The 13,083-nt window shown below is 70.4% G+C and carries 8 protein-coding genes and 1 pseudogene; 4 read left to right on the forward strand and 5 right to left on the reverse strand.

Annotation, left to right across the window (positions count from 1 at the left end; all coding sequences use genetic code 11):
- Positions 1 to 122: 122 nt before the first annotated feature.
- The 3 genes and pseudogenes from ACWGR4_RS28875 to ACWGR4_RS28885 all read right to left on the reverse strand — a co-directional run bounded on the left by ACWGR4_RS28875 (position 123) and on the right by ACWGR4_RS28885 (position 3,465).
- Complete coding sequence (locus tag ACWGR4_RS28875; protein WP_452130374.1) at positions 123 to 554, reverse strand: hypothetical protein; 432 nt, start codon at positions 552 to 554, stop codon at positions 123 to 125.
- Between the two features lie 3 nt (positions 555 to 557).
- Positions 558 to 1,679, reverse strand: coding sequence for a DUF6192 family protein (locus ACWGR4_RS28880; RefSeq protein WP_452130375.1), 1,122 nt, complete (start codon positions 1,677 to 1,679; stop codon positions 558 to 560).
- An 821-nt stretch (positions 1,680 to 2,500) separates the two neighbouring features.
- A pseudogene (locus ACWGR4_RS28885) lies at positions 2,501 to 3,465 on the reverse strand (ATP-dependent DNA ligase).
- A 351-nt stretch (positions 3,466 to 3,816) separates the two neighbouring features.
- Between ACWGR4_RS28885 and ACWGR4_RS28890 the strand changes: the two are divergent.
- Positions 3,817 to 4,449: a DUF6368 family protein gene (locus ACWGR4_RS28890; RefSeq protein ID WP_452130376.1), complete on the forward strand. Its 633-nt coding sequence runs from the start codon at positions 3,817 to 3,819 to the stop codon at positions 4,447 to 4,449.
- A gap of 63 nt (positions 4,450 to 4,512) precedes the next feature.
- Here ACWGR4_RS28890 and ACWGR4_RS28895 read toward each other — a convergent pair whose 3' ends face one another.
- A complete protein-coding gene (locus ACWGR4_RS28895; protein WP_452130377.1) occupies positions 4,513 to 5,631 on the reverse strand; it encodes an IS630 family transposase in 1,119 nt (372 codons plus the stop codon).
- A 134-nt stretch (positions 5,632 to 5,765) separates the two neighbouring features.
- On the opposite strand from ACWGR4_RS28895, the gene ACWGR4_RS28900 reads away from it, so the two are divergent.
- The 3 genes from ACWGR4_RS28900 to ACWGR4_RS28910 all read left to right on the forward strand — a co-directional run bounded on the left by ACWGR4_RS28900 (position 5,766) and on the right by ACWGR4_RS28910 (position 10,228).
- Positions 5,766 to 7,658: a hypothetical protein gene (locus ACWGR4_RS28900; RefSeq protein ID WP_452130378.1), complete on the forward strand. Its 1,893-nt coding sequence runs from the start codon at positions 5,766 to 5,768 to the stop codon at positions 7,656 to 7,658.
- Complete coding sequence (locus tag ACWGR4_RS28905; protein WP_452130379.1) at positions 7,655 to 9,787, forward strand: hypothetical protein; 2,133 nt, start codon at positions 7,655 to 7,657, stop codon at positions 9,785 to 9,787. Before ACWGR4_RS28900 ends, ACWGR4_RS28905 begins: the two co-directional genes overlap by 4 nt.
- A gap of 135 nt (positions 9,788 to 9,922) precedes the next feature.
- Positions 9,923 to 10,228 (forward strand): hypothetical protein, encoded by a 306-nt coding sequence (locus ACWGR4_RS28910; RefSeq protein WP_452130380.1) that lies wholly within the window; start codon positions 9,923 to 9,925, stop codon positions 10,226 to 10,228.
- Positions 10,229 to 10,286: 58 nt separating this feature from the next.
- On the opposite strand, the gene ACWGR4_RS28915 is transcribed toward ACWGR4_RS28910, so the two are convergent.
- On the reverse strand, positions 10,287 to 13,083 hold a 2,797-nt coding region (locus ACWGR4_RS28915; protein WP_452134265.1), incomplete at its 5' end, for a tetratricopeptide repeat protein.

The raw sequence follows: 13,083 nt of genomic DNA on the forward strand, positions 1-13,083 counted from the left end.
GGGGGGTTTGGCCCGCGCCCTCTCCGCCGCCCCCCCCGTTTGGGGGGTTTGGTGGGGGGTGGTTTGGGGGGGGTTGGGCGCGGGCCCGGGGCCCCATGGCCCTCCCCCTTTCCCTCGTGGCATCAGGCGGTTCTGCGGGCCGTCTCCAACTGCATGATCAGGAACTCGAACCCCGACTCGATGCCGCCGAGCTGCCCGAGCATCAACTGCACGGCCTTGTCGTCGGGGCGCTGCAACGAGTGGGGGATCACACAGCCGCTGATCAGCCGCTTGATCGCGGACGTCTCCTTGCGGAACGCCCGCAGCTCGTAGGCCATCCAGTCCTCCGGGTTCGAGGTGAACCGATACCCGTGGCCGCGATCCCAGATCAACGGGGTCAACCCGAGCTCGGCCGCGGTGTCGCGCAGGTAGGCGATGCCGCGGCGCACCTGGCTGCGGGACAACTCGGTCACGGCGATCAGATGCGGCATGTGCAGGCCCACCGGCCGCGCCTCCAGCAACGCGACCCTCACCCGCTGGCCGCTGACGTTCGGCGGCAACGCCCGCCGCGTCATGGCCTACTCGCCCCGGAGAATGCGCGCGAGGGCGCCGTCCAGGTCGACCGCCCCGGTTTCGAGAACGGATTCGAGCCAATCCGCCGTCGCCCGGATCCTCGCTATGTTCGAGGCCAGCACCTCGCGCTCGTCCGCGCTGAACCGGTGACCGCGCAACCCGGGCACGGCCCGCCCCGCGCCGGAGACGAACGCCACGCACACACCCAGCAGATCAATGAACTGCGCGCTGCGCTCGACCCTGTCCAACGCCGGGAACCGCTCCCGCAGCCCCCGGTCGAACTCGCGGGAATTGTCGAACTGCGCGGTGTTAACCGCCTCACGCGCCCCCGCATCGGCCATCGTCCGCCGGGCGACCGCCGGCCTGCGCAACAACTCGCCCGCGACCTCCGCCGCGGCGCCCGGGTCGTCGAACTGGACCCGGTTCACCACCTGCCTGGCCCCGCTGTCGCCCATCGCCTCCGCGGCGACCTCCGGTCGACGCAACAACTCGGCCGCGACCCGGGCCGCGTCCCCGCTGTCCTCGAACTGCACCGCGTTGACCACCCGCTTCGCCGCGGTGTCGCCCATCGCCGCCGCCGCGACCTCCGGCCTGCGCAACAGATCCGCGGTGGCACGCGCCGCCACCGTGTCGTCCCGCGCCAGGTCACGGATCCTCTCCACCCGCTCCTGTTTCGTCGCCGGGTGCTTCACCCTCCACCCGACCACCCGCTGGGCCTCGTCCAGCCGCCACCGACGTTCCCCGGTCCGCGGGTGCACCGGCGGATCGGCCAGCGTGGCGAACCGCTCCCGCTCGTCGGGTATCGACGCCAACGCCATGAACACCGAATACGAGACACCCGGCAGGCGATGTTCCACCGGCCAGCGCGAGGCCGTCCAGCGGTAGCGCAACACCGTGCTGGTCGCCAGCCCCAGGCCCTCCGCGAACATCCCCACCGCGGACTCGACCGTGTAGACCTCCTCGTCCGGCGCCGCCTGCCCACCACCCCACGGCCCCAACGGCTCGATCTCCAGGGCCATGTCGCCCAACTCCATCTGCGAACGCGCCACCCGGTCGACCAACTCGCGCCCGAGCCGCAACAACTCCTCGAACCGTTCCCCGCTGACGTGCCCGACCCTCTCCGACACGGCAACCACCGCCTCCGCGCGCCGGGCACGACCCTCGGCCGATGCCAACCCGGCGGGCGCGGGCCCAGTGTCGAACCGGGCGCGCACCGGCCGGCAGGAGCACCCACCCGGCGCGGGAAGCGAGCCACCGCGCGCCACCGGCGCACCCGTGACGCCGTCACGCCGGCGTTCGCGACGCCGTCACCGTGACACCGAAACGAACGACACCAAACACACAAAACGGAACCCGCCCGGTGTGCCGAGGCCGGCGTGACGAAACCGTGACCACCCTCGCCCGAAGACCGGCGGCCGCCGCGCGCCCCCTCAACCCGCGTCGTCGGCCCGCCGACGCCTCCACGCCCGCGTCCGACACTTCCCGGAACAAAACAGCGCCGTCGCCTGACGGTCGACGCCGGCAACCCACGCGACACCGCACTCGGCGCACCGCGCCATCCGCCCCGAGGCGTTCACCAGCGCCTTCACCCTCGCGCGGCTCCGCCGCACGAATCTCCACTGCGCGGAACGACAACGACCCGAGCAATACACCCGCTCAGGCCTCACGTCCGGCGCCAGCACCGCGCCGCAGGCCGGACACAACCGATCCGATCCACCGACCCACAGCCGTACGACCTTGCCGCCGCTCACCTCGACAGCGTAGGACGACGTGCCAGTTCAAAGACCAGCTCTGAGGCCCAGGACCCCGGCCACTCCACCAACTGACCTCGCCGGTTCCAACCGTCATGGCGAGATTCCAACTGCCGTGTCACGACTCATCACCTCGGGGAGAGGGCCGGCAGGCGCGGTGACGGATATCGCGACCAGGTCACATCCATCTCGACCAGTCACACGAGATCCTCCGGCGCCAGATCCGGGCGCAGGCGGTGCCAGGACGGGTGGCGCAGCAGGCCGGTGCGGGTGCGGGTGGCGTACGCGATCTCGCCGACCGGGCGCGGCAGCACCCACCGCGCCCCGACCACCGCGGTGCCCGTTCGAACGGGCACCGCGGGACGGCGGCCACCCGGAGCAACTCGGCGAGCGTGGCCCGCTCCCGGTCGCTCCAGCCGGTTCCGACGCTGCCCAGGTACCGCAGCGCGCCTTCGTGGAACTCCCCCACCAGCAACGCCCCCGGCAGCCCGGACAATCGGCCGCGGCCCGGTACCCAACCACCGACGACCACGTCGACGGTCCGCCAGTTTCGGATCTTGATCCAGTCCGGCGAACGCGCTCCCGGCCGGTACGGCGAGGCGAGGCGTTTGCAGACCAGGCCCTCCAGGCCCGCGTCCCGCGTCGCCGCCAAAGCCGTCTCGCCGTGGCCGACGATCGCAGCCGGCGTCGACCACCGCGCGCCCCGCACATCCAGATCCTCCAGGAGCCGGCGGCGATCGACGTAGGACGTGTGCTCGGCGACCAGGTCTCGGTCGTCCAGGAGCACGACGTCGAACAGCATCAGGTACACCGGAACCTCCCGAGCCATCCGAGCCGCCTTCGCCGGCGAGGCCGCCAGGCCCATCCGCGACTGCAACCGCTCGAAATCACCGTGGCCGCGCTCGTCCACCGCGACAATCTCACCGTCCAGGACGGCACGTGTCCCACCCAAGGCTTCGGCCAGCGCGTGGAGTTCGGGGTAAGCGGGGGTGATGTCCGCACCGGAACGGGCGCGCAACACGAGTGTCCCGTCACCGGGGAGATAGGTCAGGCAGCGTTGACCGTCGAGTTTGGTCTCGTACGCCCAACAGTCATCCTGGCTGCTGGGCGGGAGCGTGCCGGGGGTAGCGAGCATGGGGGCGATACGGGGCAACTGGGCCATGCCCGGGAACGTCGTCGCCCCAGCCGCCCGACACACACCTTGACGCCTTGTATCGCTTGGATGGCGGGCAGGAGGCGTCAGTCGATGGACCGTGCTTCGTCAACCCAAGGCGGCCTAGTTTTACCCGACCAATCGCGCAGCCGGGTGGAAGCCCTCAACGCGCCATGCCTTGTGGTCCGTCAGTGAGGTACGGGCCCGCACATGGCCGATGACTCCCTCCGGATCACGGACGTTCCTAGTGCTCTGACCGCATAGGTTCGCCGGGTTGGCGGCGTCGGTTCTCGGATCGGCCGGACTCGGTGTGGGAGTGATTTTGCGCGGTCGCGGAGCCGATCAAACTAGGCTCCCGGCATGTCTGGTCCGACGTTGGTGATCGAGTTGGCGGAGCCGCTCTCCCCGGCCGTGCTGCGGGAGCTCCGCGCGTTGATGGTGGGGCTCTCCTCCCACTTCGCTGAGAAGCGGCCCGGGTTCTTCGACGTCAACGTGCCCGCAGAGCGACTGGGCGTCGAGGACAGGCGAGAGGAGGACTGGCGAAAGCCGTTCCCGCTTCCACTCCTCGGCAACCACTCTGCGGACGAGGAGCTCACGGCCCTGGTGGGATTCAATCCGCAGCGTGAAGACTGGCGTCGGCCCTTCCTGGTCTACTTGATGGGGCCAGGTATCGGCGACGAGAGCATCTTCGAGACCGAGCACGCGGACGAGCCCGAGGTGGAGGCCATCCTCGGCTTCGGGCCGACCCATGCCGTCAATGTCAGCGCCGGCTGCAATCGTGAGATCGACCACGTGGCCACGGCCCTGCTGACCGCCGCTGTCATGGATGTCATCGGGGGCGTGGCCAAAGCCGAGCTGCTGGACGGGCAGGCGTCGGTCGTCGCCGGCCTTCCGGGAGTGTTGGGGATCGCGGACGACGACCGGATGGCGCTGGGAACGGCGGAGTTCCTGCGGGCCTGGGTTGGGCACCCCGCCTTCCGGCTGGTCAAGTAGCCCGGACGGATCCGCGGCGGCGGAGGTGGTGCTGTGACCTGGAACGTTCGCCGTGTTGCCTGATCATGCGGCGAGAGCGGGTCGGCCGCCCCAGCGGACGCCCTTCTCGCTGCGGATGCGGGCGCGTTCCTTGCGTTCGGCGGCCAGGACGTCGTGGTGGCGGGCGTTGGCGTTGCGCCAGCGGAGGTAGGCGTGCAGGGTCCGGGTCTGCACGGTGTGGTTGGGGTGGTGGGAGTTGGCGATGGTGAACTGCCGCAGCGGTCCGAAGTGCGCTTCGATCGGGTTCGCCCACGAGGCGTAGGTTGGGGTGAAGCACAGCTCGACCTTGTGTTTCTTCGCCCAGCGACGGATGTCGGCGCCTTTGTGGGCGGACAGGTTGTCCAGGATCACGTGGATCGGTGCGCCGTCGGGCCGGGCGGCGCGGATCGATTTCAGCGCGGCCAGCGTGTTCACGGCTCCCTTCTTGCGCCGGTTCACGCCCCACAGGCGGTCGTCGCCCACCGAGTAGCAGCCGTGGAAGTACCGGACTCCGTGGGTGCGGTGGTAGGTGGCCGGCAGCCGGTCGGGACGCCGTTGTTCGGCCCAGCCCGAGCCCGTGGTGGGCCGGATCCCCAGCGGGCCGAACTCGTCGAAGGCGAAAACCCGGTCCGGGAAGCGGTCCAGGACGTGCTCGATACGGTCCAGCTTCGTCTCCCGTCCGGGGTCCGGGGACTCCTTCCAGGTCTTGGTGCGCTGGAAGGTGACGCTGCGGCGGGCGAGCAGGCACCGTAACGCCTCACGGCCGATGCGGATCACCCGGCCGTGCACTTTGCGCAGGTAGGCGACCAGCTTGCGCAGCGACCAGCGGGTGAACGGCTGGCCGAGCTTGACCGGGCGGGTGGTGGCCGTCGCGATGACGAAGTCCTCGTCTTCATCGCTGAGTTGGCGGGGACGGCCTCCCGCCCACTGAGGGTCCAGGCAGGCCAGGCCCTTCTCATTGAACGCGTGGATCACATCCCGGACGGTGTCCTCGTCGGCCTGCACCAGCTGGGCGATCACCGGCACCCGGTTCCCGCCGGCCGAGGCCAGCAGCATCATCGCCCGCCGGTAGCGAACCGAACTGGTGCTGCCCCGGCGCACGATCTGCTGCAGCTTCTGCCCCTCCTGGTCGGTCAGTCTGCGCACACGGACGGGCTCGGCCACCGCGCCTCCAGCGGTCGGATCGGATGTCACCGCACATCCAACCGCTACGACTGCCGACCCGGCGAACCTATGCGGTCACAGCACTATCTGGCGGATCACCCGCGCGTGCACTCGGATCCGCTGCGGGAGGCGCGGTGACTGCGGGCCGTGGTGGTCGCCGAGCCGCGCTCCCACCCGCCAGCTTCATCCCCGTTGCCCGGGTCGTCGACGAGGAGGTCTGCCGGATCAGGTTCGTCCCGGAGGACGCCGCCCAGCCGGCGCACGAGTTCGACTTCACCGCGTGGCGCGTCCACCCGCGGTTGCGCCGCACGTTCGCGGCGGCTCTTGCGGAACGCACCAGGCCCGGCGGCAGGGTGCGTACGAGCGGCTCGGCCTACAAGACGTTCCGCACCCTGCGCAGTTTCGCCGACTACCTGGGCGATCTGACGACGCCACCGACCGAGGCGGCCCAGCTCACCCCCGCCCACCTGGACGGCTGGTTCCTTGCCCGGCGGCAACACGTCGGAGGGACGATTCAACTGGGCGAACTCAAGACCACGTTGCGCAAGCTCGACGGGATCGGCGAGTCCTTCCGCGCCGCGTTGGCCCAGCGCAACCCGCCGCGTCCGAGGATCGCGGCGAAGTCCGGCTACAGTCGCGACGAGAACCAGCGGATCCTCCATGCCGCCCGCCTCGACGTTCGCCGGGCGGCCGACCGGATCCGAGGCAACCGGGAACTCCTGCGCCGCTGGCGCCGAGGCGACCTCAAGGGAGAGCTCCACGAGCGGGCCGCACTACTGGACCACGTCGAGCGGCATCTCGACGTCCCACGCACGAAGGGCGCCACAAGGGCCCCGAAGCACTGGGTGAGCGCGTTGGGTTCGGTCGAGGACCACATGACCGCGCTCCATTTGTCCGCCGTCGAGGCCACGGCATTCGCGGTGCTGCTCGTCGGGCTGACCGGTCAGAACAAGGGCACGATCGTGAACGCCCCGGCAGCGCATCACCGAGCCGACGGATACACCGGCGACCGGGCGACCGCGATCGTGGAACTGGACAAGCCCCGTCGCGGTTCCCGGCGCCACATGGACGTCGCGCTGACAGGCGTTCCCGACTGGACGGGACCACCCAGCGCGGCCCGCGCGAGCACCGCCGGGAACAGGGCGCGGCCGTCCCGGGATGTCGATCTGCACTCGGGGTTCGGCGTCTACTCACTCCTGCACGACCTGGCCGCCCCCGCCCGACACGCCCTGGGGTCGGACCGCCTGTTCGCGTTCTGGGCGGGCACCGGGCGCGGCGTCGGGCGCGGACTGCGGACCAGGCTGGACGGCGGACTGACCCTCGCCTGGGCACGACGCCATCGGTTGCGCACGGACACCCCCGCGCCCGACGCCGCCGACACCTGCTTGCAGTTCACCTTCGGGAGGTTGCGGCTGACGTACACCGAATCGCAGCAACGTCCGGTCGCCCATACCGAGGCGACCCTGGCCAACGAGTACCTGGTCCGCAATCGCGGCAACCTGATCGAGTACCAACGGGTCGTGGCCGGCGCCCTGGCCGAGCAGGTCGCCAAAGCCTCCACCCGCGCACGGCTGCACACCCTCGACCAGAGCGACATCACCGAAGCACGCACGGACCCCGCGCGGGTCGCCGCCCGACACGGGATGGACACTACGACGCTGCGACGGATGCTCGCCGGCGAGCTGGACACCGTGCTCGGGGCCTGCGTCGACCACACAGGCGGCCCGCACACACCGCCGGGTCGACCGTGTCGGGCATCGTTCATGCTCTGCCTCAGTTGCCCGTGCGCCCGCGCGACGCCCGCGCACCTGCCGCTACAGGTGCTGGTACACGACGCCGTGGCAGGCCGCAGATCCGCCGTGACACCGCTGCGCTGGGCGGAGCGTTTCGCCCTGCCCCACGCGCAGTTGGCCGACCTGCTGGACCGCGCCGGAGAGGTGGCCGTCGCCGACGCCAGGCGCGCCGCGACGCCCGCCCAGCGTGAACCAGCCGACCGTTTCCTCAACCGAGAACTGGACCCGTCGTGAACCACCCCACGCCCGCCCCGGCCGATACCACGCCGGACCTTCCGGCGGGCGACACGCCCGTGCTGCTGCACCGCACACGCAACCCCGCCGCCGGCATCACCCCGGGGTCGGTGTTCGACGACGACCACTGGGACCTGACGCCGGGGCTGTTCGAGGCCCACGCGGTGACCTGCCGGTTGAACTTCGTTCCCGTCCCCGGGGCGTTCCGCGAGCACGTGAAGCACTACGTGTGGCAGTTGATCAACCACGAGGCGCCCCGGCGGCTGCGGGGCACCCGCGGCACGCGACTGGCGCTGCGCAGCCTCACCCTCGCCCTGCCCCGCCTCACCGTGTTCCTGGTCTGGCTGGACAACCACCGCATCGACCGCTGCGACCTGGTCCACGCCCGGGACCTGAACCGCTACCTCGCCGACGTGGTCGCCTCCGAGGCCACCACCTCCAAGAAGTCGAGCCTGCTCGTCGAAGTACGGCGATTGTGGAACCACCGCGATCAACTGCCCGCACCGTTACGGCTTCCCGAAGCGGAACCGTGGCAGGGCGAGGACCCCGCGGCTCTGCTCGGCGGGCGGGCAAGGCCGCGCGAGAACCGCACCCCACGCCTGGCGGCCGACACCATCGACATGCTGCTGATGTGGTCGCTGCGCTTCGTCGAGGACTTCGCCGACGACATCATCGCCGCCTTCCACGAACACCTGCGCCTCTACCCCTACGGGCCCTCCACCCGCAAACGTGGCGTTCGCGTCGCCCGCCGCACCATCGACGAGGTCCTGCCCGACCTCCTCGACTACCTCGCCCGCCTCCGGGCCGACGGACAGGGCCTCCCGGGCCGGACCGGTCCCGGGGGCGAGCCGAAGATCGACTGGCCACACCTGGTGCGCCTGTTCCGCAGCAGCGAGTCCGCCTTCACCCGCAGCGCGCGCCTGCGCGGACCCGTCGAGCGATCCGGCCTGCCCGTCGCCCCGGACGCCTACCTAAGCAGCCCCGTCACCGGCCGCGTCGACGGTCGGCCCTGGCGCACCACGCGCATCGGCTTCGCCGAGGCGACGGAATTGGCGGCGCTGTTGCGCACCGCGTGCCTGGTCGTCGTGTGCTACCTCTCCGGCATGCGCACTGGGGAGGCGCTCAACCTCGAACGCGGATGCCTGAACCGCGATACCGCCACCGGGATCATGTCCATCGGCGGAAGACAGTTCAAGGGCGCATGGGACGACGCGGGCAACAAGATCCCCGAAGGGCGGGTACGCAAGGATCCGTGGGTCGTCGTCGAGCAGACGGCCGCCGCCGTCACCGTCCTGGAACGCCTCCACCACAGCCACCTCCTCTTTCCCGCAGAACTCCACCCGCACCACGGCAGGCGCCACACCCGCACGGGGACAGCGCGCGTCGCGGCGGCGATCCCCGCCGACATCGCGGCCCTGCTGACCTGGGTCCGCATCTACTGCTCCGACACCGGACGCGAGCACGAGGTGATCCCGCCGGATCCCCACGGCGCCATCGGCGCCGCGCGTTTTCGTCGAACCCTGGCCTGGCACATCGTCCGCAAACCTCGAGGTCTGATCGCCGGAGCCATCCAGTACGGCCACCTGCACGTCCGGATCACTCTCGGGTACAGCGGTTCCCACGACTCTGGATTCCCCGACGAACACGCCTACGAGGACTGGTTGTTCCGGCTGGAACAACTCGCCGCGGACCACGAACGACTCGCCACCGGCGAACAGGTCAGCGGCCCGGCCGCCGCCACCTACGCCCACCGCATCGACGCGGCACACCACACGTTCGCCGGCCGAGTCCTCACCAACACCGGCCAAGCCCGCGACATGCTCGCCAACCCACTCCTGCAGATCTATCCCGGCCGCGCGATGACCTGCGTCTTCGACCAGGCCAAGGCACTTTGCCAGGTGCGCCGGACCGAAGGCGACCCTCGCGCCACCCCCGACCAGGACGACTGCCGCCCCACCTGCCGCAACATCGCCTACACCGACCGCGACATCGTCACACTCCGCAGCAAAGCCGACGACCTCGAAACCCTACTCGGCGAATTCCTCGCCCCCTCACCACGCCACCACCGTGCCCGGACCGAACTCGACCGCATCCGCGCCATCATCCGAACCCACGACCCGAGGCTGTGACTTCCCCTGACGACTGCGACCACCTCCTGGCCTGCCATCGAAACCGATCCCCAGAGAATCGCCGTCCTCGATGCGGCCGATCGGCTCCTGGCCGGGACCCCCGAGCACTCCAGCGGCAGCCTCTCGACGGTCCAGTTGGCAATCGAGGCACAGGTCAAGTACTGGGTGGTCGCGCAGAAACACCCCGACCTGCGCGACCACTTCCGGCACCTGGCCGACCACGCTCACCGCACCGCGGCGGAGTCACGCGACCGGCACGACCCCCTCACCCGACTGCGCAACGAACACCTGGCGCTGAAGCAACACTGCGCGAACCTCCGGGAACTCGTCCGCACGTATGCCCAAGTCGTCAACGAACTCGCGCTGGAGAACACCGCCCTGCGAGAGACCGTCGGTTCACCCACCACCGTCACCCCGTTCAAGGCACCCCACGAGTCGTGAGTGCGCCTACATCGATTCGACGGGTTCACGTCTCCACCGACGGCCGGTTTCGCAACCGCTACGCGGACCGCGCCTCTTCCAGGTTCGCCCGCAGCGCCGCAGTCAACGGATGACCGGGGTTGAGCACCCGCTCGCAGTCGGCCAGGCTGCGTTCGTACAGGGGGATGGCCCGGTCCAGGTCTCCCATCGACTCGTACGCGTGCGCGAGGGCGCTGCGGGAGGTCAGGGTGTCGGGGTGATCGTCGCCCAGCACCCGCTCACGGTCCGCAAGGGTGCGTTCGAACAGGGGGACGGCCCGGTCCAGGTCTCCCACCCTCTCGTACGCGTCCGCGAGGTTGTTACGGGAGTTCATCGTGTCGGGGTGGTCGTCGCCCAGCACCCGCTCACCGTCCGCGAGGGTGCGTTCGTACAGGGGGATGGCCCGGTCCGGGTCTTCCGCCTCTTCGTACGCGATCGCGAGGGCGCTGCGGGAGTTCATCGTGTCGGGGTGGTCGTCGCCCAGCACGCGCTCACGGTCCGCGAGGGTGCGTTCGTACAGGGGGATGGCCCGGGCGAGGTCTTCCGCCTCCTCGTACGCGTCCGCGAGATTGTTGCGGGAGGTCAGGGTGTCGGGGTGGTCGTCGCCCAGCACCCGCTCACGGCTCGCGAGGGTGCGTTCGAACAGGGGAATGGCCCGATCCGGGTCTCCCGCCTCCTCGTACGTGTACGCGTACGCAAGGTTGTCGCGGGAGGTCAGGGTGTCGGGGTGGTCTTCGCCCAGCACCCGCTCACGGTCTGCGAGGGTGCGTTCGAACAGCGGGATGGCCCGATCCGGGTCTTCCGCCGCGTCGTACGCGAGTCCGAGGTTGTTGCGGGAGGTCAGGGTGTCGGGGTGGTCTTCGCCCAGCACCCGCTCACGGTCCGCGAGGGTGCGTTCGAACAACGGGATGGCCCGGGCGAGGTCTTCCTCCGCCTGGTACGCGTCCGCGAGGTTGTTGCGGGAGGTCAGGGTGTCGGGGTGGTCGTCGCCCAGCACGCGCTCACGGTCCGCAAGGGTGCGTTCGTACAGGGGGATGGCCCGATCCGGGTCTTCCGCCTCTTCGTACGCGATCGCGAGGGCGCTGCGGGAGGTCAGGGTGTCGGGGTGGTCGTGGCCCAGCACGCGCTCACGGTCTGCGAGGGTGCGTTCGAACAGCGGGATGGCCCGGCCCGGGTCCCCCGCCGCCCGGTACGCGATCGCAAGGTTGTCGCGGAAGGCCATCGTGTCGGGGTGGTCGTCGCCCAGCACCCGCTCACCGTCCGTGAGGGTGCGTTCGAACAACGGGATGGCCCGGCCCGGGTCTCCCGCCTCCTCGTAGGCGATCGCGAGGGCGCTGCGGGAGGTCAGGGTGTCGGGGTGGTCGTGGCCCAGGACCCGCTCACGGTCCGCGAGGGTGCGTTCGAACAGCGGGATAGCCCGCTCCGGGTCTTCCGCCGCGTCGTACGCGAGTCCGAGGTTGTTGCGGGAGATCAGGGTGTCGGGGTGGTCGTCGCCCAGGACTCGCTCGTTGTCCGTGAGGGTGCGTTCGAACAGGGGGATGGCTCGGCTCGGATCTCCCGCCTCCTCGTACGCGTACGCGAGGCAGTCGCGGAAGGCCATCGTGTCGGGGTGGTCGTCGCCCAGCACCCGCTCACCGTCCGTGAGGGTGCGTTCGAACAGGGGGATGGCCCGGTCTGGGTCTCCCTCCGACACGTACGCGACCGCGAGGGCGGTGCGGAGGAGCAGCGTTTCGGGGTGGTCGTCGCCCAGCACGCGCTCATGGTCCGTGAGGGTGCGTTCGAACAGGGGGATGGCCCGGTCTGGGTCTCCCTCCGACACGTACGCGACCGCAAGAGCGCCGCGGAGGAACAGCGTGGTGGGGTGGTCGTTGCCCAGGACACGCTCGCTGTTCGCGAGGGTGTGTTCGAGCGGGGAGATGGCCCGGTCCGGGTCTCCCGTCGACGCGTATGTGTACGCGAGGTTGCCGCGGAAGCGCAGCGTGTCGGGGTGGTCGTTGCCCAGGACTCGCTCGCTGTCCGCGAGGGTGCGTTCGAATAGGGGGATGGCCCGGTCCGGATCTCCCGCCGCCCGGTACGCGTACGCGAGGTTGTTGCGGAGGCGCAGCGTGTCAGGGTGGTCGTCGCCCAGAACCCGCTCACGGTCCGCGAGGGTGCGTTCGAACAGGGAGATAGCCCGGTCCGGGTCCCCCGCCGCCCGGTACGCGTTCGCGAGGTTGTCGCGGGAGCTGAGCGTGGTGGGGTGGTCGTCGCTCAGGACCCGTTCGCAGTCCGCCACGGTGCGTTCGAGCAGCGGTATGGCGCGACCCAGGTCCCCCGCCAGCAGGTACGCGGACGCGACGTTGCCGCGGAGGCGCAGCTTGTCGGGGTGGTCGTCGCCCAGAACCCGCTCACGGTCCGCCAGGGTGCGTTCGAGCAGCGGTATGGCGCGGCCCAGGTCCCCCGCCGACCCATACGCGAACGCGAGGTAGGTGCGGGAGCTCAGCGTTTGGGGGTGGTCGTTGCCCAGGACTCGCTCGAAGTCCGCGAGGGTGCCTTCGAGCAGCGGTGTGGCGCGGCCCAGGTCCCCCGCCGACGCATACGCGAGCGCGAGGTTGTTGCGGGAGTTCAGCGTGCCGGGGTGGTCGTTGCCCAGGACTCGCTCGCAGTCCGCGAGGGTGCGTTCGATCAGGGGTGTGGCGCGACCCAGGTCCCCCGCCAGCAGGTACGCGGACGCGAGGTTGTTGCGGGAGTTCAGCGTCTTCGGGTGGTCGTTGCCCAGGACTCGCTCGCAGTCCGCGAGGGTGCGTTCGATCAGGGGTGTGGCGCGACCCAGGTCCCCCGCCAGCAGGTACGCGGAC

Source organism: Embleya sp. NPDC055664, assembly GCF_053618075.1.